Source organism: Bacillus sp. SSR7 (assembly GCF_055902415.1).
Genome location: NZ_JBVVXV010000001.1, coordinates 663987 through 685387 on the forward strand (window position 1 = coordinate 663987; position 21401 = coordinate 685387).

At 34.9% G+C, this 21401-nt stretch carries 23 protein-coding genes and 1 pseudogene; 5 read left to right on the plus strand and 19 right to left on the minus strand.

From position 1 onward, the window contains the following. Positions 1–270: 270 nt before the first annotated feature. Entirely contained in the window at positions 271–1152 is an 882-nt protein-coding gene (locus tag AC0NJG_RS03285; RefSeq protein WP_000380386.1) for a cation diffusion facilitator family transporter, read from the plus strand. Here AC0NJG_RS03285 and AC0NJG_RS03290 read toward each other — a convergent pair. The 5 genes and pseudogenes from AC0NJG_RS03290 to AC0NJG_RS03310 form a co-directional block, all read right to left on the minus strand. Then, positions 1142–1777 (minus strand): phosphatase PAP2 family protein, encoded by a 636-nt coding sequence (locus tag AC0NJG_RS03290; RefSeq protein WP_140168531.1) that lies wholly within the window; start codon positions 1775–1777, stop codon positions 1142–1144. The two genes, AC0NJG_RS03285 and AC0NJG_RS03290, sit on opposite strands and share 11 nt — an antisense overlap. Before the next feature lie 77 nt (positions 1778–1854). Beyond that, positions 1855–2169, minus strand: a pseudogene (locus AC0NJG_RS03295) (sporulation protein); the annotation flags it as partial. A 12-nt stretch (positions 2170–2181) separates the two neighbouring features. Next, positions 2182–3003, minus strand: a complete 822-nt coding sequence (locus AC0NJG_RS03300) for a serine/threonine protein kinase (RefSeq protein ID WP_087994824.1) — start codon at positions 3001–3003, stop codon at positions 2182–2184. Beyond that, positions 3003–3185 carry a hypothetical protein gene (locus AC0NJG_RS03305; RefSeq protein ID WP_000473370.1) on the minus strand — a complete coding sequence of 61 codons (183 nt, stop codon included), beginning with the start codon at positions 3183–3185 and terminating at the stop codon, positions 3003–3005. The genes AC0NJG_RS03300 and AC0NJG_RS03305 overlap by 1 nt, the downstream gene beginning before the upstream one ends. Before the next feature lie 110 nt (positions 3186–3295). Continuing rightward, the gene (locus tag AC0NJG_RS03310) at positions 3296–3475 is read right to left on the minus strand and encodes a YozD family protein (protein ID WP_000658451.1); all 180 of its coding nucleotides are present in this window, start codon (positions 3473–3475) and stop codon (positions 3296–3298) included. Positions 3476–3624: 149 nt separating this feature from the next. On the opposite strand from AC0NJG_RS03310, the gene AC0NJG_RS03315 reads away from it, so the two are divergent. Next, a complete protein-coding gene (locus AC0NJG_RS03315) occupies positions 3625–3792 on the plus strand; it encodes a DUF3930 family protein (protein ID WP_061686205.1) in 168 nt (55 codons plus the stop codon). Between the two features lie 4 nt (positions 3793–3796). On the opposite strand, the gene AC0NJG_RS03320 is transcribed toward AC0NJG_RS03315, so the two are convergent. The 10 genes from AC0NJG_RS03320 to AC0NJG_RS03365 form a co-directional block, all read right to left on the minus strand. Continuing rightward, positions 3797–4459: a hypothetical protein gene (locus tag AC0NJG_RS03320; RefSeq protein ID WP_000101501.1), complete on the minus strand. Its 663-nt coding sequence runs from the start codon at positions 4457–4459 to the stop codon at positions 3797–3799. Positions 4460–4647: 188 nt separating this feature from the next. Continuing rightward, positions 4648–4863: a YozE family protein gene (locus tag AC0NJG_RS03325; protein WP_001972299.1), complete on the minus strand. Its 216-nt coding sequence runs from the start codon at positions 4861–4863 to the stop codon at positions 4648–4650. A gap of 72 nt (positions 4864–4935) precedes the next feature. Then, positions 4936–5208 (minus strand): YokU family protein, encoded by a 273-nt coding sequence (locus AC0NJG_RS03330; RefSeq protein ID WP_000995764.1) that lies wholly within the window; start codon positions 5206–5208, stop codon positions 4936–4938. After that, entirely contained in the window at positions 5205–6626 is a 1422-nt protein-coding gene (gene kamA / locus AC0NJG_RS03335) for a lysine 2,3-aminomutase (RefSeq protein WP_001972296.1), read from the minus strand. Before kamA ends, AC0NJG_RS03330 begins: the two co-directional genes overlap by 4 nt. A gap of 211 nt (positions 6627–6837) precedes the next feature. Next, positions 6838–8223 (minus strand): arginine utilization transcriptional regulator RocR, encoded by a 1386-nt coding sequence (gene rocR / locus AC0NJG_RS03340; protein ID WP_087952440.1) that lies wholly within the window; start codon positions 8221–8223, stop codon positions 6838–6840. A 99-nt stretch (positions 8224–8322) separates the two neighbouring features. Then, positions 8323–9168 carry a putative beta-lysine N-acetyltransferase gene (ablB, locus tag AC0NJG_RS03345; RefSeq protein WP_000878622.1) on the minus strand — a complete coding sequence of 282 codons (846 nt, stop codon included), beginning with the start codon at positions 9166–9168 and terminating at the stop codon, positions 8323–8325. Next, on the minus strand, positions 9165–10433 hold the full coding sequence (locus tag AC0NJG_RS03350) for a peptidase (RefSeq protein WP_308901413.1): 1269 nt from the start codon (positions 10431–10433) through the stop codon (positions 9165–9167). Before AC0NJG_RS03350 ends, ablB begins: the two co-directional genes overlap by 4 nt. A 15-nt stretch (positions 10434–10448) precedes the next feature. Continuing rightward, positions 10449–11111 carry a CoA transferase subunit B gene (locus tag AC0NJG_RS03355; RefSeq protein WP_000525280.1) on the minus strand — a complete coding sequence of 221 codons (663 nt, stop codon included), beginning with the start codon at positions 11109–11111 and terminating at the stop codon, positions 10449–10451. Then, a complete protein-coding gene (atoD, locus tag AC0NJG_RS03360; RefSeq protein WP_000208119.1) occupies positions 11096–11794 on the minus strand; it encodes an acetate CoA-transferase subunit alpha in 699 nt (232 codons plus the stop codon). The genes AC0NJG_RS03355 and atoD overlap by 16 nt, the downstream gene beginning before the upstream one ends. Continuing rightward, a complete protein-coding gene (locus tag AC0NJG_RS03365; protein ID WP_001205894.1) occupies positions 11791–13101 on the minus strand; it encodes an aspartate aminotransferase family protein in 1311 nt (436 codons plus the stop codon). Before AC0NJG_RS03365 ends, atoD begins: the two co-directional genes overlap by 4 nt. A gap of 988 nt (positions 13102–14089) precedes the next feature. Between AC0NJG_RS03365 and AC0NJG_RS03370 the strand changes: the two genes are divergently transcribed. Continuing rightward, complete coding sequence (locus AC0NJG_RS03370; protein ID WP_143881090.1) at positions 14090–14839, plus strand: DUF4397 domain-containing protein; 750 nt, start codon at positions 14090–14092, stop codon at positions 14837–14839. Between the two features lie 33 nt (positions 14840–14872). Here the strand turns inward: AC0NJG_RS03370 and AC0NJG_RS03375 are convergent, their stop codons facing one another. After that, on the minus strand, positions 14873–15991 hold the full coding sequence (locus AC0NJG_RS03375; RefSeq protein WP_000451748.1) for a BA2291 family sporulation histidine kinase: 1119 nt from the start codon (positions 15989–15991) through the stop codon (positions 14873–14875). A gap of 245 nt (positions 15992–16236) precedes the next feature. Here AC0NJG_RS03375 and AC0NJG_RS03380 point away from each other — a divergent pair, with 245 nt between their 5' ends. Next, complete coding sequence (locus AC0NJG_RS03380; RefSeq protein ID WP_087952437.1) at positions 16237–16629, plus strand: YueI family protein; 393 nt, start codon at positions 16237–16239, stop codon at positions 16627–16629. Between the two features lie 116 nt (positions 16630–16745). On the opposite strand, the gene AC0NJG_RS03385 is transcribed toward AC0NJG_RS03380, so the two are convergent. Then, complete coding sequence (locus tag AC0NJG_RS03385) at positions 16746–18170, minus strand: aldehyde dehydrogenase family protein (RefSeq protein ID WP_087952436.1); 1425 nt, start codon at positions 18168–18170, stop codon at positions 16746–16748. Positions 18171–18302: 132 nt separating this feature from the next. Next, entirely contained in the window at positions 18303–19658 is a 1356-nt protein-coding gene (locus AC0NJG_RS03390; protein ID WP_087952435.1) for a hemolysin family protein, read from the minus strand. A 452-nt stretch (positions 19659–20110) separates the two neighbouring features. Here AC0NJG_RS03390 and racA point away from each other — a divergent pair, with 452 nt between their 5' ends. Beyond that, entirely contained in the window at positions 20111–20653 is a 543-nt protein-coding gene (gene racA / locus AC0NJG_RS03395) for a chromosome-anchoring protein RacA (protein WP_087952434.1), read from the plus strand. A 95-nt stretch (positions 20654–20748) separates the two neighbouring features. Here the strand turns inward: racA and AC0NJG_RS03400 are convergent, their stop codons facing one another. Then, a complete protein-coding gene (locus tag AC0NJG_RS03400; RefSeq protein ID WP_000487803.1) occupies positions 20749–21345 on the minus strand; it encodes a hypothetical protein in 597 nt (198 codons plus the stop codon). Positions 21346–21401: the final 56 nt, after the last annotated feature.

The window sequence follows — 21401 nt, forward strand, 5'->3', positions numbered from 1 at the left end:
ATTTTCTAGAGGGTTTTTATTTTTTCCAAATCAGCTGTCAGAAGTGTACATATTTGAACTCCCTTCTCCTACCCCTTCTGTTATACATAGATCCAAATCGCGTTCATATCCTAACTTTGCACTTTACAACATATTTTTCCTTCACGAAACTTTGTTATCCCCTTCTTAAAAAGCTAAAAAACGTCAACAATGTTTGTATAGACCCACACGACTTTCGTTTGATACTCTATTTATAGAAAGAAATTCCTTGTAGAAAGGTGAGTGATTAAAATGGATACTCTTTCTCATAAAGAAGCTGATAAAGGTGCGATTGTCAGCATTATGGCCTACATATTTTTATCCTCTATGAAAATCATCATCAGTTATATTACCCTCTCTAGCGCATTACGTGCTGACGGTTTAAATAACTTAACGGATATCGGTGCTTCTTTAGCTATATTAATTGGTCTAAAAATCTCTCGGAAACCTCGTGATCCAGATCATCCTTATGGGCATTCGCGTGCAGAACAAATTGCATCACTTGTTGCTTCTTTTATTATGGCAACGGTCGGATTAGAAGTTGTTATTAGTGCCATTCAATCTTTTTTAAATCCGAAACAAGCTGCACCTAATGTACTTGCTGCATGGGTAGCTTTATTTTCTGCTGTCGTTATGTACTGTGTGTATTTATATACGAAAAAGATTGCAGCACGAACAAGAAGTAAATCATTAGAAGCAGCTGCAAAGGATAATTTATCAGATGCCCTCGTAAGTATTGGTACAGTAGTAGGTATTGTCGGTTCGCAGTTCCAAATGCCTATTTTAGATCCTATTGCTGCTTTAATTGTCGGTCTTATTATTTGTAAAACTGCATGGGAGATTTTCGTAGAAGCTTCTCATATGTTAACGGATGGAATCGATCCAGATAAGATGGAAGAGTACGCTGATGCGATTGAACATATTGGTGGCGTAGAAAACATCGTAGATATTCGTGCTCGTATGTACGGGAATCAAACGTACGTTGATATTACAATCGAGGTAGATGCTCGTATGGATGTTGGAGAAAGTCACTGTATTACTGACAACATCGAGGCAATGCTTCGGAAAAAATTTGGCATTTATCATGCGCACATTCATGTTGAACCAATGGAAAAAGAACCTATTATGACATAGGTTCTTTTTTAATGAACGTTTTATGAAATATAACACATAAAACGAGCCAGCTACCGCCAGCTGCCCATCCTGCTAATATGTCAGATGGATAGTGAACGCCAAGATATATTCGGCTAACTGAAATAGATAATACAACAAAGCTCGCTATAAAAATTATCAACAATTTTTTATGCAACGTAATACGTTCTTCTGTAATCGTGACGTATGCAATAAATCCTAAAAAAGCAGTAGCATTCATCGTATGACCGCTCGGAAAACTATATCCAGTTGCAGTAACAAGCTGCGACACATCAGGTCTTGCTCGCTCGTACCATTGTTTAAGCATACTGTTTAAATAACGAGATCCATAATAATTAATTGTTAGAAGTAATGCACTAAGCAACTTTTTTCTAACGAGAAAATACATTACAAGAATAATGAGTAACGGAAAATATATTCTTTTGGAACCGATAAACGACACCCAATTAAAGTAGGCTGTCAAATAATCGTTTCGAAAACTTTGAATAAAATGTGCGACTATATTGTCAAATTTCTCAATACAAGCGGTATGATACGAAAGTGATAATACGACAAAACAAATGAGTAGCGTAAAACTTAACAAGTATAAATGTCGATATCGTTTCACATACATAACCTCACTATGCAAAAAAATGGAGCGGTTGTTTTAGTTTTCCTCTCCATTTCTTTTTTATGCATAGTTTATTAAAAAATATAATTGTTAATTGTTTCTTTCATCGTTGGAATATCTTCATTCGTTATTGTAAAGCGCATCACTTTCTCATCAAGATCAAGTGCTTCTGCAAATAAACCTGCTAATCCGCGAGATTTTCTGTCTACTTCCATCATAATCTCTAGACGATCGTAAGCATTTGGCAAGATCAACAATTCTAGTTCATCTAATTTCCCATAATACTCTCCGGAAACAGGAACAAACTCAAATTCTTGTGCGAATGGAATTTGCTTACGTAATCGATACGGTAATTCTTCACATTCTATATGACGCGCTTTAAAACCTAATACCAACGCTTACTAAAAACTTTTGAAACATGGATCCTCCATCCTTTCTAAAGCAAAAGCTACATCTTTTTTTAAATCTTGTACATTCTCATAGTACGGCGTTTTTATTTGTAACATTCGCATCAACATTTCACGGTTGTAATTTTCTAAAGTTAATTCGTCATACCATGGGTTTTCATGTTTTTCATTAGATTCATAGCCTGCATATAATAAAAATAACGAGAAATGACCAAGTGCATAAAAATCACTACGAAAGTGAACTTCTCGCATCAAAGCTTGTTCACCTTCATAAGTTGTAGCTCGTTCATCCCCCTCATCTTTCAATTTCGCCAACCCAAAATCAATAATACTAACTTGGTTTTCTTTCATTAATATGTTTGGAATGCGTAAATCTCGGTGAATAATACCTTTACTATGAAACACCGATACAATTTCTAAAATTTTATATAAAATTTTAAAAACTTCACGTTCTGTATATACATGCCCATCCGAGAAAATATAATCTTCGAAATTTTTACCAGGCATATATTCCATCACAAAAAAGCTTTTTTTCTCCCATACGAAATGATCGTATAAACTAGGGATTGCATGATAATTTAATGTTTGTAAAATCATTTTCTCTTGTTCAAATGATTTTCTACCAGACTCATATCTTTGTTTACTTTGTCTTAATTGTTTTAAGACTTTATATTTATTTATTTGTAAATCATTAACGACATATGTAACCCCATAACTGCCCATTCCAATTACTGATTCAATTTTATACCGTTCTGCCACAATTGTATTTTTTCGCAGTGGTCTATCTAATAAAGCTAGTATACGACGCCATTTCATCAGCTACTTGAAAAGAAGCTACGGCTTTTACGTTTTCTTTTATAATGATGATGCCCATAACCAGATGAACGACGTTTATAATCGCTACTTGAATAAGAGCGACCTCTATGGCGATAATCACTACTAGAATACGAACGATATTTTTTCTTTCCTAATAAAGAATCAATAATTTTTTTGAACATCCCTTCACCTCTTGAGTAAAATTTTCTTTTAATTATACCAACTATTGCTGGCTAGATTTGTGACAAGTTTGTAAAGAGTAAAAAACGACGAGTTAAGCCCGTCGTTACTTTCACTCATCCTCTTCATCAAACACTTCATCAATCATACATTTCTCTAATAAATACTCGAATGTAATATCTGCAAGATCTTCAATTTCTTCTCGTTTTGGGACGTATCCTCTTTCAATTAGTTGCTCATAAAAAAACTCCGCAATCTCTTCCGTATCAATTACGACTTCAATTTCCTTCATGAGCATCACTCCTTTATTTCTGTTTTATGAAAAAATCTCAAAATTATGTATATGAGATTAGAAAAATAGTTTTTCTTTTTTTATAGGTCATATCCTTTGGACGAGGTGCATACGATGGTAGTACAAGCTATCAAAAGGGGGAAATAATTATGGAATATCAATACGAGGTAAAGCAAGAAGTAGGGCAAACAAAAGAAGAGTTCATGCATGAAGATCAATGGGCAGACTCTCTTATTAAATGGCTTTTTATTTTTTTAATAGTTGTAGGCATACCTTATACTGCATATGTTGTTGTTCAATTCATTCTCTCTTTCTAGTTAACTATTTTTTCTCTGTCAATTTAACTAAATAATTATGAACAACATCCATAACAATTTTGTATTCTTCATCTTTAAATGTATCAAATAACAATTGGTAATCGTTATAAATATCAAGTAATCCATCAATGATTTCTTGACGATTTGTCTTAACACTCACTTTTTTTGAGTTGTTAATTGACTTTAATTTTCCTAAATCTAATTTATTCATACCTGCTTTATCTTGTTTCATTTTCTTCAAAATTGCATTTGCCGTTTGAGCATTAGCAAGTAACGTTAAATCTGACTCATCCGCTTCTAACCATTCACCATCCGTAATTCGTGATAGTTCATATATTGTATCTTCCCATGCGTCATTTTTATATCTCCATACTTCTGTACGAAAACCAACAATTCGAAACACATCTTTATCGTATCCTGTTACTTGCACGAGATCACCAAATGTGAAATTATAGTTTAATTCAATCCACTCAGTTTCACCTTTTTTCATATCTTGCTCAGTAACATGCTGCAACGTTTGCTCTACGTAAAATCCATCGTGATTATTGACTTCGTATACGTAAACTCCATCTAAAACCTTCATATTTGTGATTTTACCAACGGTTCCATATAGCGTAATCACGACTATGTCCCCTACGTTATATTTAGGTTGCTTTTTCCTTGCCATCTATATCTCTCCTTTTTTTGACGTCGTGATTTTGATAACAGTATATGCAACCTACATCAAAACGCTTATCACAGAAGCGTATATTCATAAATTTTTTCAATAAAAAATATCACCATATGAAAATTTATTTACAACGTAAAAAAGCTAGCAAATAGACTAGCTTCACGTCAAAAAAGTTCATATAGTTTTTATCTATCTTGTATGTATAAATCCCACGCTTCATCAAATATAGACATACTTGCTAGCATTCCACTTAGCTCTAAGTATGAACTAATTTCATCATAATCTTCAGATTGCTTTGGAAAGCTTAAATCATCGTACATTGCCTCTGCTAAATTCGATATTTCATTACTAAATAAAGCTGCACGATGCTTCATCATATAGTGGTAAAATGTCTTTTTCAAAAATATTCCCTACCTTTCTAACTTGGGTACATTATACAAGGCAAAAAAGAAAAAAACCAGCATAAAAGCTGGTTAAAAGTCAAAATAATTTCTTTTTAATAGACGTGGTCTTCCCATTAATTCTTCATATGTTAGTTGTTTTGGTAAATCTTTCGTATAAATTAAAAACAATTGATCTTCTATTTCTTTCACTGTTTGATCTGATTGATAGTCCATACCACATGAGGAACAAGAAATGCATGGTGTCTCTTGGATTTCAATGGCTTTCGTACCATCTGGCAATTCCCAATATACAGTATTTAAGCTTTCTTTTGCTTCTGTACTGTCACACCACATACAATTCATACTGCATCACCCTCAGTTTTTTTGTCGTTTTCTTCTAATTTAGCCATTTGTGCTTGATATTTTTTATCTTTCAATTGGTCGCGCTTATCACGTTTATCTTTTAATGATGCATGCGTTTCATTATCTTCATAGTCTTTACGACGATTCATACGCTGTAAATCGTCTGGAACAAGGTTAAATTTCTTATCGCTCATAAGACCGGCGATACCAACATCTGAACGTTTTTCTTCGTAGTTTGGATAGATTTCTTTAAAGTATCCTTCCGCTCTTCCTGGAATGTAGCTTTCTGGCTCTGGATACGTTGTAATAACACCTTCAAAGTTACGAAGTACAACTTTATCTGCACTTTGTGAGATTAAATAGTTTGGCTGAAGCGCAATTTTACCGCCCCCTCCTGGTGCATCAACAACGAATGTTGGTACTGCATAACCAGACGTATGTCCGCGTAAACCTTCAATAATTTCAAGACCTTTAGATACTGGTGCACGGAAGTGACCGATACCTTCAGATAAGTCACATTGATAAATGTAGTATGGACGTACACGGATTTTCACTAAGTCATGCATAAGTTTTTTCATAATTGGAACGCTGTCGTTAATACCAGCTAAAATTACTGCTTGGTTTCCGACTGGAACACCAGCATTCGCTAACATTTCACATGCTTTTTTCGATTCTTCAGTAATTTCAATAGATGTATTGAAATGTGTATTTAACCATACTGGATGATATTTTTTAATAATGTTACATAAGTTTTCTGTAATACGCTGCGGGAATACTACCGGCGCTCTCGTTCCAATTCGAATAATCTCAACATGCGGAATCTCTCGTAAATTTTTTAATACATATTCTAAAATTTTATCGTTAATAAGAAGACCATCACCACCAGAGATTAATACATCTCGTACTTGTGGTGTTTCACGAATGTAAGCAATTGCATCATCTAATTGTTTCTTCGGCACACCCATTCCAATTTGTCCACTAAAACGACGACGTGTACAGTAACGACAATACATAGAACATTGATTCGTTACTAAGAATAATACACGGTCAGGATAACGATGCGTTAACCCTGGAACTGGCGAGTCTTCATCTTCATGAAGCGGATCTTCTAAATCATATTTTGTTTTATATAACTCTTCCGAAATCGGTACAGATTGCATCCGAATCGGACAGCGTGGGTCATCAGGATTCATTAACCAAGCATAGTACGGTGTAATATTTAACGGGATCGTTTTCGTTGAAATTTTAACGCCCTCTTCTTCATCAGGTGTTAAGTTAATCACTTTCTTTAAGTCATCTAACGTTTTGATCGTATTCGTTAATTGCCAAACCCAATCATTCCATTGCTCTTCAGTAACATCTTTCCATAATTCGATATCCTTCCAGTGACGATTTGGTTTGTATACATCATGTAACATTGCTATTCCCCCTTTTTATACGCTCATCCTTTATATAAGCAATAGTTATGCCAACTTTACTTTATTGATAAGTAAATGTACGGAGAACCCTATTATATAAGCGCAAAAAATATTTTTAAGCGCTGTATGAAATTCATACATACTATCATATTCATTACTTTTTATATATGTAAACGCTCTTTTATTGGTGCAAACACACAAAAACCGCCAATTATTCGGCGGTTTTGTCGTACTTACTCAGTTTATATTGAAGCGTCTGACGAGGGATACCTAACATTTTTGCAGCTTGTAATATATTCCCTTCCGTTTCAATTAACGCTTGATCTATTAATTCTTTTTCCGTTTGATGAAGTGCTTCTCTAAGAGGCAATATGCTCTTCTTCTTTGGAAAACTCTCTTTCCGAAATGCACGCGGTAAACAATTGGCTGTTAATGTATTCCCTTCTGCAATAATGACAGCATGTTCAATCGTATGTTTTAACTCCCGAACATTTCCAGGCCATTGGTAAGCTTGTAGTCTTTCCTTCGCTTCCTTATCCATTTGAAGTACACCTTTTTTATAACTTTTATTATATTCTTTCAAAAAATAAGACGCTAACAATAATACATCCTCCGTTCTTTCACGGAGCGGCGGAATATATAATGAAAAGACATTTAATCGATAGTATAAATCAGTGCGAATTTTATTCTCTTTTAAACATATTTCTGGTGGCTGATTCATTGCGGTAATAACGCGAACATCTACTTTTCTCGTCTTATTATCACCAATACGACGAATAACACCATCCTCTAATACACGTAGCATTTTCGCTTGTAAATCGAGTGGCATTGAATTCAGTTCATCTAAAAACAATGTCCCTCCATCTACAAGTTCAAATAATCCCGCTCTTTCAATTGCCCCCGTATAACTACCTTTCGTCGTTCCAAACAATAAACTTTCTAATAGAGACTCTGGCAAAGCAGCACAGTTTTGTGCAATAAACGGCTTGTTCTTCCGCTTAGAAGCTTCATGAATCGCTTGTACAAATAACTCTTTCCCTGTTCCTGTTTCCCCATATATTAAAACATTCGCATCAGTTGGGGCTACTTTTTGTGCTAATTCTTTCGTCTGTTTAAACCGAGCATCATTCGTCACGATCGTCTCAAATGCAACATCCTTTTTGATCGCTTTTTTTCTAGATGACCGCTTTATTTTCGACTGCAAATCGACTATTGTATCCGTAAGCTTTTGTACTGTCGAATAATCCTTTGCAATTTCAACAGCACCAGCAATATTTCCATCTATGAAAATAGGTAACGTCGTATTTACTGTACAAATGTCTTCCCCATTTAAGTTTTGATAATGCTGCACTTGATGAACGATTGGTTTTTTTGTATCTAATACTTTCATCAACGTACTTGTTTCCCTAGATAAAGAAGGGAACGCTTCTAACAAATGTTTACCTAACACTTTTTCAATTTTTGATCCATCATGTTTTGCAGCTACAGTATTATAGAAAATTGTAATACCATTTTCATCTACTGCGTGTATAGCCTCATCAATACTGCCCAAAATCGCTTCAATGACTTCTTGTGTCGAAACTGCTAGCAATGTCATCCCCCCTCTTGCCGAAAATCCAGCAAATACTATGCCGAATTTTCGGCATACCTATGTGCGATTATAAGCATGACGATTCCGTTCTATTTTTATAACGTACTATTTAGACAAATCTTTTACCCATATATTCATATCTTCTAGCTTATCAAAAATGTAGCAATTGTTCGCCAATCTTCCTGTATACGTATAGCCTAACTGATGAAAGGCTGCATTCATTCCGAAAGAAAGCGATCGAGCAATTGTATAAGAACAGAAAATCGATTTTTCTTGAAGTTCCTCTTCTAACTTAATTAATAAACTTTTCATAAACCCATGTTTACGATATTCGGGTAAGGTCGCACAATTCGTTAATTCTGCATTTCCTTCTTTTATATTCATTTCTGCAGACGCTGTACTAATTATTTTCCCCTCGAATTCATACACATAGTAAATTGTATCGTCTTCTTTCATCGTTTGTTTTACATAACTCGCTTCGTTTAATGGAGTTGGATACACTTCAAATACTTCTCCAAAGACTGCTGCTAATTCTTCTGCATCCTCTTCTGTCGCTTTTCTTAATAGAAATTTCTCTGGGACTATTTTTTCCTTTACCTCTTTTGCTTTTACACCGCTTAAAATAGTATCTTCCTCAGCCCAATGAATACTATTGCGTCTTTCATCATTATTAAATTTCACGAAGAAGTATGCATCATGACCTTGAAAATAATGTGGTAATGTTGCTTCTAATAAAAAACCGAAAGAGAGCCATGTGGAAACATGCTCTCCCTTTCCTTTAACAATACATTTAGTGAAAGAATGTTTCTCTGCTAATTCATCAATTGTTTGGATGATCCTCTCAACATTTCCTGTATAGTGGTCTACTCGAATACGTTTATTAAAATAGTCCAAAACACCTTCTACTGTATAGCCATTTGTCTGTTCTCTAAAAGATTCATAGTATTTCATTTTTTCACCTCACACCAATCTAGTAATGTACATGCAATAATTTTTGCGGCAGCTATCATTTTATCAACTTCTATATATTCGTTTGGATAATGCGCTACTTTCGTTTCTCCCGGGCCAAATACTATCGTTGGTACACCTGCGATTTGTGTAAATAAGCCTCCATCAGTCCCCCACGGAGATGCTTCAATAATCGGTTTATTCCCTTTGATTTCAACAAAGTTATGCTCGAGTGTTGTAATTAACTCATGATTTTCTTCTAGTTCGCCTGGAACCCATCTTGCACCAAACCATTCTACTTCTACAGGATTTTCAACAAACCAATTGTCCACATCATTTAATTCCGTAATCCAATTCTCGAACTCTTCTTTTGCTGCCTCTATAGTCTCATTCGGCGCAATACCGCATCTTCCTTCTAAAATTAACGAATCAGGAACAGAACTTGGCCAGCTCCCGCCTTCAATTTTCCCAATATTAATTGGAATCGGAATCGGGATTCCTTTAAATAATGGGTCTGTAATTCGGTCATTTCTCTTCTCTTCCAGCTTTCTCAAATGCTCTACAACAAACATACTTTTTTCAATTGCACTTATACCTTCATAACGCGTTCCACCGTGTGCTGCTTTCCCTTTCACATGTAGACGAAACCACATGGACCCTTGTTGTTTCGGGAAAAACTTCATATTTGTCGGTTCTGGAATAATAACACCATCTGCCTTATATCCTCGCAATATAGTCGCTAATGTTCCTGCCCCACCACTTTCTTCTTCTATTACACTTTGAAAATAAATATCTCCTTTTAATTCAATACGAGATTCAATAATTGCTTCCATGGCAAGCATTAGTGCAACATTGCCGCCCTTCATATCTGTCGTTCCTCGACCATATATACGATTTCCTATTTTCTCACCACTATAAGGATGATGGTCCCACTGATTCACATCTCCTTCTGGTACGACATCAATATGTCCATTTAATATCATAGATTTTCCGTCGCCGCTTCCCTTAAGGGTTGCCACAATGTTCGGGCTATCTGAAAAACTTGTACGCGGTGATACAAAATAAGGATGATCTTTCATTTTAGAAAATGATGGCTCCCATATATCAAGATCTAAACCTAGCTCACGTAATTTTTCAATTACAATTGCTTGTGCACCACTTTCATCACCAGATACGCTCTTTTCTTGAATTAATCGTTTCAAAAATTTTACACTTTCTTCTTCATGACTCTCAATATAATCACAAACTTGTTTTTTTAATTGCTCCATATATTACATCTCCCCTCATTCAATTACTAGTAAATTAGAACCAATTTTAAAATCTGCTTCTGTATGTTGTTTTATATCTTCCACTGTGTATGGGCTCATTAATTCTTGTAAAATAAGTCCATCCTGCGTCACTTCCATTACTGCCATATCCGTAATAATTAAATCTACACATTTTTTTGAAGTTAATGGTAATGTACACTCCGAAACAATTTTCGCATTTCCGTATTTATCGACATGATTCATCACAACAACGACCCGCTTCGCTTTTTGAGCTAAATCCATTGCTCCTCCAATACCTGGAACGCGTTTCCCTGGAACAATCCAGTTTGCTAAATCACCATTCTCACTTACTTGTAATGAACCAAGAATCGTTATATCTAGTAAACCTTTTCGAATCATCCCAAACGCTGTGCAACTATCAAAATAACTTGCTCCTGTAATAAGAGAAGTTGGCAAACCTGCTGCGTTACATAAATTTTCGTCTTCATTTCCTTTACTTGGCGTAGGTCCCATACCTACAATTCCATTTTCTGCATGAAACATAACGTTTATATCGTCAGGCAAATGATTCGGTACAAGCGATGGTATACCAATTCCTAAATTTACAATCATACCATTTTGTATTTCTTTCGCTGCACGTCTAGCAATCTTATCTCTCACTTCTACGCCCATACCCATTTCCAATTCACTCCTTCCGACGGTACGATATAATTTACAAATACTCCTGGGACAACAATTTCTTCTGGATCTAAACTTCCAAGTGGAACAATTTCTTCTGCTTCTACAATCGTTATATCCCCGGCCATAGCTACGTGAGGGTTCATGTTACGAGCGCTCTTATCAAACACAAGGTTACCGAATGGATCCGCCTTTTTCGCGTATACAATCGCAACCTCAGCAGTTAATGCTGTTTCAACTAAATATGTTTTACCATTCATTTCAACAGTACGTTTTCCCTCTTCTACAATCGTATCAACACCTACATCAACTAATACGCCACCAAGCCCTACACCACCAGCGCGAATACGCTCTGCTAATGTTCCTTGGGGAGAAAACTCAATTTGTAACCTTCCTTCGTTTAGTTGTCTTCCTGCATTTGGGTTTGAGCCGATATGAGAAGTAATTAATGATTTTACTCTTTCATTCGTAACGAGACGACCGATTCCTACATCAGGAAATCCCGTATCATTTCCAATTAAATTTAAATTTGTAACTCCTTTTTCTAAAATCGCCTGTATTAAAGATGGAGGGGATCCAATCCCCCCAAATCCCCCAAACATTAATGTCATATCATCGTGGAATAAAGAAATTACTTCCTCTATCTCTTTTAATTTACTGAATGTATTCGTAATAGTTGTCATGCGATACTATGCCCTCCTTTTTGCATCATTTCTTCCACACTTTTTGCAAAAATTGAAAGTAATTCATCTAACTCGGAATATGTAGTTGTCATTGGCGGTGCTACAAGCAGTGCACTATCTTCTTTTCCTGCTTGCCCTGAAACAGCTTGGTATAAAAGAAGACCATTTTTAGCTGCAACCGAAATAAGTTCTGACGCCTTTGTAAACGGTTGCAATTCTACACCAATCAGCAACCCTTTTCCGCGCACATCAGCAATGATTGTCGATTGTTGCTGAACTTTCTGTAATCCTTTTATTAAATACTCTCCCTTTTCCGCTGTTTTTTCAGGTAGATTATGTTTCTCCATATATTCAATAACAGCTAGAGCTGTTGCTGCAGATAATGGATTTGCACTTAACGTATGCCCACTCATAACAGAACGCGATCCTCGTAAAATTGGCTCCATAACACGGTCACTTACAACCGTCGCTGCCATCGGTGTGTATCCAGCTCCTAAACCTTTACCAAGGGTCATAATATCCGGTTCTACACCCCAATGCTCCATCGCGAACCATGCACCAGTACGACCAAGCCCAGTCATTACTTCATCAGCAATAAATAAAATATCGTAATGACTACAAATATCTTTAATAACTTTATAATATTCTTTCGGCGGAACGACTGCACCTCCAGCTGCTCCAATAATCGGTTCAGCAATAAAAGCCGCAATATGTTCTGCTCCAATCCTTTCAATTGATCTTTCTAGTTCAGTCGCACAAGCAAGCTGACAAGTTGGATATACCTTTTGCACCGGACATCTAAAACAATATGGAGCTGGAATAGTTGGATAATCTTCTAAAATTGACACAAAACGTTGTCTACGCAGTGGATGCCCAGACATTGATAAGGCTCCCATCGTAATACCGTGATAACTCATCCATCGTGACAATATTTTATGCTTCCCTTGAATACCCCGCTCTTGAAAATGCTGAATCGCAATTTTCATAGCTGTTTCATTTGCTTCCGTACCACTATTTACAAAAAAGCTCCAGTTCAAATCTCCTACACTTAAATCGCTTAATTTCTTAGCTAATTTTTCAGCTGGTTCACTCGTAAACTGTGATCTATAAACGAAAGCAATCTCCTCTGCTTGCTTTTTGATAACGTCCGCAATCTCCTTTACGCCATGCCCAATACCTGCCGTAATTGCTCCTGACGAGCCATCAAAATATTTATTTCCGTTTTGATCATACAAATACACACCTTTTCCATGTGAAATCATTGGATACGGCTGACCAACAAGTGGTTTAATTAAGTAATCGCGCATAGCGCTCCCCCATTTCTCCAATTTGTATATATATATGAAGAAAATTGACGTTTCTTTCATAAAAAAGAACCCTCTGCGAAAGCAGTGAATTTATCAAAAAACTATTATAAAATATACAAATGAGTGCTAAATACCAATTTTAAAAACAGAAAATTCAGAACTTAATTCAAAGACCAACCCTTATCTATACGCTCAAGTAACCCTCCCTTATATAAAAATTAACGCTTCACTAAATATTTTTCTAACATAATGCCAGCTTCCCTCAAATACCGACATTGTGTAAACTTCGACGAAACTCCCTTTAAACTCCTTCCTGTTCTCCTACTTTATATTGCATATTTTCAAACAAATCTCGACAATTAATCCTACTAAATGCATAGCAATTATTTTTTGTAGAACCCAATATTTCACATACATTCTCCTCCATTTATACAATAAAAAAAGAACCGATTAACCACATTAATCAGTTCGGCACGACGCTCTTTTATCAGTTAATACCGTCACTTGCTAACGTAAATAGAAACAATAGTATTACAAAATCACAATTCATCCTACAATATAAAGCACAAAACCGTCCATAACTCCATTCACAATTCCTTGCGGGATATCCCCATCCCAAGGTTTCATTCCTTTCCTTAATTTCAAACTACCTTTCCTTTATAATTTATGTAGGACAATTATTACTTTGTATGTGTATTTGCCCATAATTAAAAAAATCCCCAGTTTCCTAAGGGTTTCAGGACATGGTTTCGACATGTCACGTGTAATGCTCTCAAATTTTTCATTTCGAAATACACACTTCCTCAGCCAATATGGATGATATATTGTTGTATCCTCTAGAAAATTATAACTCTCGTTCACCTAAACTTATCCTTAAAAAATACTTATTATTAATTTTCAATCTTTCACCTTTAAAAAACAAATTTTTTTCGCATAACCTCATTCTTGCTAAGCATATAGTTTTAATGATGACAAAGGAGGAATGTTCATGTCTCAATCTGAAATCGAAAAATATGGACAAGAAGCTGCACGTTACGAACATCTCGCTCGTTACTATCAATTTCATAATCCAAAAAAATATGTAGAACTATATATGAAATATTATGATGCGCTTACGAATCTTGTACAGGCATACGAAAAAAGAGATTCACAAGAAGCTGCTTTACCATCGCACATAAGATTTTTTCACTCTGCTTCAAATACACCTGCCGTTGACATTTTAGTAAACGGGCAAAAGGTAATTAAAAACATTTCATTTAAACAATTTAGTCCCTATTTAACATTAGTACAAGGTAAGTACCGAATAGATATTGTTCCTGTCGGAAATGAAACGCCCAACTTTTCAGCTTTAGTACCAATAATGGGAAATCACACTTATACTTTTGCTGCAATAAATAGTGATAATCATCTACAATTACAGCCTATGCTTGATAATACTCATTTACCAACAGGCCAGGCAAAAATACGCTTTGCGCACTTTTCTCCCGATACCTCTGTTGTAAATGTAAGTTTAAAAGGTGGCGATCATTTATTTGAAAATGTACTCTTTAAACAAATAACAGATTTTTTAGAAGTTAGCCCTGGTACAGCGGATATAGAAGTTTCACTCGCAGATAATCAAAGTGTCTTGCTAACTATACCGGATTTCAAAGTCGAACCGAACATTATTTATACAATTTCAATTTTAGGTTATTCAACGAAAGATCCTAAATTAGAAGCTGTTATACTTACGAATTAAAACAGTCTACACCATTCATTTGGTGTAGACTGTTTATTTTTGAAATGCAATTTGAAATTCTGTCCAATCATTATCTGAACGACACATGATGGACCCATTATGTTTTTCTACAATTTGTTTACATACAAATAACCCAATACCAGTTCCTAACTTTTTAGTAGTTACAAATGGTTCAAAAATCGTTTCTACATTTTCAGCTGGAATCATTGGCCCGTTATTTTTTATTACAATTCGAATCGATTGATCTTCTTCAAATACATCAATGATAATTTTTCGTTCTTCTTTCATTGATTCAAGAGCGTCAATTGAGTTCATTAATATATTTAAAAATACTTGTCTCACTTCACTCCGATAACCAGTAAGAGGAATTGGATATGGCAAATTCTTTTCAATAGAAACATTTGCATTGACCAAACTTGGATATAAGAACTGTATAATGTCTTGAAACAAATCATTTAGCCAAAACCGTTCAGATTCAGTCCACATTTCTTTTTTCGATACGAGTAAAAATTGCGAAATGCGAAAATTTAATTGGTCTAATTCATGAGAAATAATATCTAAATACGATAAACTAGGATGGTCTGCCTTTAATAATTTGACAAACCCCATAATGGAAGTAAGCGGATTACGAAATTCATGTACAAAACTAGCTGACATTTGTCCTAAAATCGTCAGCCTTTCTTTATGTGTTTCGTTAATATATTGCTGTTTTTCCTCTAAATTTCTTGATATAATTTCCGAGTATTTTAAAACAGTATAATAAATTAATTTGTCAAAACAAGTATGTATTTGGGCCATAATTGGTTTCAATTCACGTGCACTAACATCTAATTCACACATCGCTTCGAAAAGCTCATTTCTTCCCACATTTGCATTATAAACAAAATCACCTATATTCGCATCTGCTCCTGCACGTTCAATAGCAATTTTCTCGCATAATGGCTGAAGATAATTTATATCTTTTTCTTCCATAGTAAGTTCAATAATAAACTCTAATAAATCCTCTCCATTTTGAACTGCTTCTAGTCTAAATGGATCTTTATCGGAAATTATCATTTTGTTTTTCCAGTTCTCAACGAATTGGTGCCTGTTGTTTTTCAAGTGCGAACAAAATACTTCTTTAATATCCTTATCGATTGGAAAAACCTCCATTCCTCCATTTCCATGCGACGAACACCCTTTATATTTTGAATATTAACACAAAAAACAAGATTCGTTAATAGATTATTGTCACATTTTGTTAATATGTGTTGATAAAATTTTTATAACCTTATTAATTGTTTAGATTGTTACATTCCATTTTCCTTCCTTTCATTCAAATTTTTTATATTCGATGCGACTTTTTTTGCATCCTGCTTCATTCTTTCGTACAATAGAAAAGGAAAGGTGTGAAAAATATGGTAAATAAAAATGTGGAAGATTATCTCCAAGAAGGCATTTACGGCCAAAAGCAGAACAAACCAGAAGAACGTAATATGTATTTAACTACATTACGTGAGCGTGTAGAAATCGCTTTAACTATCGGTCAAGTAATGCAAAGTAATGTATATTCTGAAGTAGCTAATAGCATGCGCTCTTCTCAATCATTACAAATATTCCTAAATGGTGGCATTGCTTACCCACATTTATCAAAATACATTAAATTAGCGAATGAAAAAAATGTTCCTTTTACAATTGTTCAAAATAAAGGGATAGAAACACCAATTGGTTTAGTATTATCTCATAGCACTGCTGTCGACAAAGAACAAATTTATGTAGAAGATGCTGTTTTCAAACAAGAAATGAAGTAAAAGGTACACTTGATTAAATGAAATCATTCTAAGAAACGTAAAATAAACAAAAAAACGAGTATGGAATCGTAAACATTTCCTACTCGTTTTTTTGCGATGTTTAAGTTCTAGTTACTTTATTTTTTAATACACACTAATTTCATTTCTGTCATTTCTTCGATTGCATATTTAATTCCTTCACGCCCCGTACCGCTTTCTTTCACACCACCGTAAGGCATATGATCTACCCTGAACGTTGGAATATCATTTATCATGACACCACCAACTTCAAGCTCATCAATTGCACGCATAGCTTTAAACAAATTTTTTGTAAATACACCTGCCTGTAGACCGTAACGCGAATGATTTACTTTCTCTATGGCCTCATCAAATTCTTTAAATGTATTTACGGTCATAAGTGGACCGAATACTTCTTGGCACTGTACAGATACATGCTCTGGAACATTCGTTAATACAGTTGGTTCAAAAATCCTTTCATCACGTTTGTTACCACCATACAAAACGCTCGCTCCTTCTTTAACTGCTTCTTGCACCCAGTTATCGATACGCTCGACATCTTTTTTCGAAATTAAAGCTGATACATCCGTTTCCTCAAGCAACGGATCACCAACAACAACTGTTTCCATCGCTTTCTGTAACTTAGATAAAAATTCATCCATTCTCTCTTCATGTACAAAAACACGTTGTACCGAAATACAAACTTGTCCATTATTAACAAATGCTCCCCATTTTACTCGTTCAATTAATTCATCTGTTAATTCAACATCTTCATCAATAATAACAGCAGCATTTGATCCTAGTTCTAACGTAACTCGCTTTAACCCAGCCTTTGCCTTAATTCCAAGTCCAACTTTCGGACTTCCCGTAAAAGTAATGGAAGCAACACCATCATTTGTAACTATTGCTTCGCCTACAGTTGAACCGGGACCAGAAATAATATTTAAAGCCCCTTTTGGCAATCCTGCCTCTTCAAATAGTTCAACTAATGCATAAGATGATAGAGGCGTTTGATCAGCTGGTTTTAATACAACTGTATTTCCAGCAGCAATTGCAGGGCCAACTTTATGTGCCACTAAATTTAATGGAAAATTAAATGGTGTAATTGCCCCTATAACCCCAATCGGTTTTCGTATTGTGTAAGCTATGCGCCCATCTGCACCAGGTGCTGCATCAAGTGGCAGTGTCTCACCGTATATACGCTTCGCTTCTTCAGCTGCAAATTTGTATGTCTGAACGGTACGATCTACTTCTCCCCTTGCAGCACGTATTGGTTTTGCAGCCTCTTTTGCAATAATCTCTGCAAATTCTTCTCTTCTTTCATCCATTTTTTGTGCGACTTTCTCTAAAATAGTCGCACGATCATATGCAGATAATCTATTCATTTCTTTCATCGCATTCTTTGCAGCAATAACAGCCTCTTTTACATCTTCTTCCGTTCCTTGCGCGATTTCCGCTAATGTTTCTTCAGAATATGGTGCATATAATGGTTTATACGTATTTACAGACTTCCAATCTCCATTTATATATAAATGCTTTTTCATAATTCTTCCCCTTTCAAATATATGTATGCAGCAATACTTCACCTAGTGAAAGGTCTGACTTATGTCATTGTAACATAGCCCTTATTCTGCAAAAAACATTATGCTCAAAAAAACTCTGCCATCTAGCAGAGTCTACGAACTAATTTGTTCTTGTAATGAAATTTGTTGTTCATCTTCTAAAATAACAATTGATTCTACAGTTTTTGTAACTTCTAGTCTCTTTATATAGTGTCCGTCTAATTCTTTCACGCAAAACTTATAATTTTCGATTTCAATGAAATCCTCTTCAGCAATTTCTATATTCTTCGTTAAAATCCATCCACCTATTGTGTCAACACCATTATCATCAATCGTTAAACCTAATAACGTATTTACTTCACTAACAAGTACTTTTCCCTCTAGTATTGTTTTCGTTTCACTAACTTGTTGAATTTCTGGCTGTTCATCTGTATCAAACTCATCTTGAATATCTCCAACTATTTCTTCTAAAATGTCTTCAACAGTAACAAGTCCAGACGTACCACCATATTCATCTATCAATATAGCAATATGTGTTCTTTCTTTTTGCATTTTTAAAAATAAGTCGTGTATTGGGATGGAGTCGATAACTAAAATAATCGGCCTAATATATTGCTCCACTTTCTTATTACTAACCGCATTATGCTGCACAAAATCTGTGAAGATATCTTTAAAATTCACAAAGCCTATTACGTGATCTTTGTCGCCATCAACAACTGGATATCTCGTATATTTTTCCTGAGACATTTTTTGCAACGCTTCTTCAGCAGGCATTTCTTTACTTATGATATGCATCTCAGTTCGGGGTACCATTATCTCTTTTGCTATACGATCATCAAATTCAAAGATTTTATTTACATATTTATATTCAGACTGATTAATCTCTCCGTTTTTGTAACTTTCTGAAACTAATAACCGTAATTCTTCTTCTGAATGAACTTCATCGTGCCCTTTCGGTGGTTTCAGTCCTAGCAACTTCGTAATCATTCGGGCTGATCCATTTAGGATCCAAATAAATGGAAACGCTATACGATAAAAGAAAATTAACGGTTTAGCAACAAATAAACTCACCTGTTCAGCTTTTTGAATCGCAAATGTTTTTGGGGCCAATTCCCCTATTACAACATGTAAAAATGTAATAAACAAAAACACTAAAATTACAGCAAAAATGTCTGCTAGTTGAGTGGAAATGTTCAAATTCAAAAAAAGTGTATCAAACATTTGCTTTAACGCAGGTTTACCAAACCACCCAATTCCCAATGCTGTAACTGTTATTCCTAGCTGACAAGCAGATAAATATTCGTCTAAGTTTGTAATGACTGTTTTGACAGATGTTGCGCGATTACTTCCTTCTGCAATTAAATAGTCAATTCGTGAACTTCGCACTTTAACAATTGCAAATTCTGCTGCAACGAAAAATGCCGTTAAGGCAATTAAAACAATCACTATACTTATACTATATATGTCCAAATACTTTTCCTTACTTACATTGTAAGCAAGGAAGCCACCTCCTACTTAATTTTATTCAAGTGAAGTAAGCATTCTAATACTCTAACAAAATTCTACATTAGCAACCACCTTTTTATATATTATATGCATACATAAAAAAGATATTTATCATTATGATAATCTAATTCATTCCCCTCAGTCAAATGATTCTAAATCTTAAGATAAAGTGAAACTTTAATCAGTGGGGATTTTCTTCATCCCCCACCTTACTTCTTTTCGCTGAATTTTGAGGTGGGGGTCTTACTACCCGTTAAAGCGGGATAAAAGTTTTTATATTCACGATATATTCTTCCTAGCTTCATTTCGTGAAAAAACACTTTCTTTGCCGATTCCACACTTCTTTTGTCACACTGGAAGGGAACTTACTTCATAGATCGAAATCATTCAACAGGATATATATAGGAGGGATTATTTTGGAATATAAAACACCATTTATCGCAAAAAAATTAGGTGTTAGCCCAAAGGCTGTTGTCCGGATTGCACAACAATTAAATCTTACTATAAAAAAAAATAAATATGGTCACTTTATTTTTACACAAGATGATTTAGATCAAATGTTAGAATACCATCTTTCACAAATTGAGCAGTCCCAAAACACTCACCCTACTCAAAAAACATCATCAAATGATGTTGAAGAATTGAAAACTCAAGTAAATACAATTGTTCAAAACATATCATCACATGATTTTGAGCAATTAACCGCTCAATTAAACACAATTACGAGAAGACTAGATCGCATGGAAGAACAAATGCAAGATAAGGCAAATGATGTTGTTACGTACCAACTTTTACAACATCGCCGTGAAATGGAGGAAATGTTAGAGCGAATTCAAAAACTAGAAGCTACCCTCAAGAAAGAAGAACCAATATATATTACTCCCGATACAAAACCAATATATGAACGTGAAAAGAAACCGAAGCGCCGTAAAATGATTTTTAGTATATTTGGATTATAATTTTTAGACCCTTATTAAAATAATAAGGGTCTTTTTCATGAAGAATGATTTCATTTTAAAATCGCATTCTCTTTATTATACATATTCATTTCGTTTTATTTAGTTAACATAATATTCTTACTGTATTCTGCGATTAATGCCTGTGCATGGGCATTTCCTTGAATTACATCTCGAAATTCTTTTAAAGAATACAAATGCGTAGCCCCTTTTCGGGCATGAATTCGTACTGGTACACCTTGTAAAGTATCATGAAACTGAAATGGCTTATCTATCGGTTCAATTGGGAAACCGAGTGTTAATAAATACATATACATTCTTTTTGTAACCGCTGCGATATACCATTCTGCTTTCGTTTCTAATGCATGCATAAATAAAATAGCTGTTAGTCTTTTGAAGTGTCCTCTCCCACGAGACGTTTTCGCGATACTTAACTTGCCTATTTCATATACATTTTGCAAATCTTTCACTAAATCATTTTTAGAAAACGGATAGAAAAACTCAGAATTTGATTGTTCTGGTACCGTATACTTAATACATTCTACTGTACCGATATGATGTTCATCTTCTATTAATAAAAATCGTGATGGATTTAAATTACGTTCTACGAACATTAAGTTTCTTTCTTCACAAAAATCTCCCCATAGTTGCTCGAACCAAAAATGTTCTTCCTTTGTTTGAACACGCTGGAACATATTTCCCCGCCTTTCCCATCGCCGCTCTGTTTTTGATAACGCTTTCACTATCTATC

Bases quoted from the DNA above. Each gene is read 5' to 3' on its own strand.
- AC0NJG_RS03310 (WP_000658451.1), bottom strand. From the start codon at position 3,475: ATGAAGGAAATTGAAGTCGTAATTGATACGGAAGAGATTGCGGAGTTT.
- kamA (WP_001972296.1), bottom strand. From the start codon at position 6,626: ATGTTACATGATGTATACAAACCAAATCGTCACTGGAAGGATATCGAA.
- AC0NJG_RS03375 (WP_000451748.1), bottom strand. From the start codon at position 15,991: ATGGAGGTTTTTCCAATCGATAAGGATATTAAAGAAGTATTTTGTTCG.
- AC0NJG_RS03285 (WP_000380386.1), top strand. From the start codon at position 271: ATGGATACTCTTTCTCATAAAGAAGCTGATAAAGGTGCGATTGTCAGC.
- AC0NJG_RS03315 (WP_061686205.1), top strand. From the start codon at position 3,625: ATGGAATATCAATACGAGGTAAAGCAAGAAGTAGGGCAAACAAAAGAA.
- AC0NJG_RS03365 (WP_001205894.1), bottom strand. From the start codon at position 13,101: ATGCGCGATTACTTAATTAAACCACTTGTTGGTCAGCCGTATCCAATG.
- AC0NJG_RS03380 (WP_087952437.1), top strand. From the start codon at position 16,237: ATGGTAAATAAAAATGTGGAAGATTATCTCCAAGAAGGCATTTACGGC.
- AC0NJG_RS03400 (WP_000487803.1), bottom strand. From the start codon at position 21,345: ATGTTCCAGCGTGTTCAAACAAAGGAAGAACATTTTTGGTTCGAGCAA.
- AC0NJG_RS03300 (WP_087994824.1), bottom strand. From the start codon at position 3,003: ATGAAATGGCGTCGTATACTAGCTTTATTAGATAGACCACTGCGAAAA.
- atoD (WP_000208119.1), bottom strand. From the start codon at position 11,794: ATGACAACTATTACGAATACATTCAGTAAATTAAAAGAGATAGAGGAA.
- rocR (WP_087952440.1), bottom strand. From the start codon at position 8,223: ATGACATTGCTAGCAGTTTCGACACAAGAAGTCATTGAAGCGATTTTG.
- AC0NJG_RS03305 (WP_000473370.1), bottom strand. From the start codon at position 3,185: ATGTTCAAAAAAATTATTGATTCTTTATTAGGAAAGAAAAAATATCGT.
- AC0NJG_RS03370 (WP_143881090.1), top strand. From the start codon at position 14,090: ATGTCTCAATCTGAAATCGAAAAATATGGACAAGAAGCTGCACGTTAC.
- AC0NJG_RS03330 (WP_000995764.1), bottom strand. From the start codon at position 5,208: ATGAATTGTATGTGGTGTGACAGTACAGAAGCAAAAGAAAGCTTAAAT.
- AC0NJG_RS03350 (WP_308901413.1), bottom strand. From the start codon at position 10,433: ATGGAGCAATTAAAAAAACAAGTTTGTGATTATATTGAGAGTCATGAA.
- AC0NJG_RS03320 (WP_000101501.1), bottom strand. From the start codon at position 4,459: ATGGCAAGGAAAAAGCAACCTAAATATAACGTAGGGGACATAGTCGTG.
- AC0NJG_RS03385 (WP_087952436.1), bottom strand. From the start codon at position 18,170: ATGAAAAAGCATTTATATATAAATGGAGATTGGAAGTCTGTAAATACG.
- AC0NJG_RS03355 (WP_000525280.1), bottom strand. From the start codon at position 11,111: ATGGGTATGGGCGTAGAAGTGAGAGATAAGATTGCTAGACGTGCAGCG.
- ablB (WP_000878622.1), bottom strand. From the start codon at position 9,168: ATGAAATACTATGAATCTTTTAGAGAACAGACAAATGGCTATACAGTA.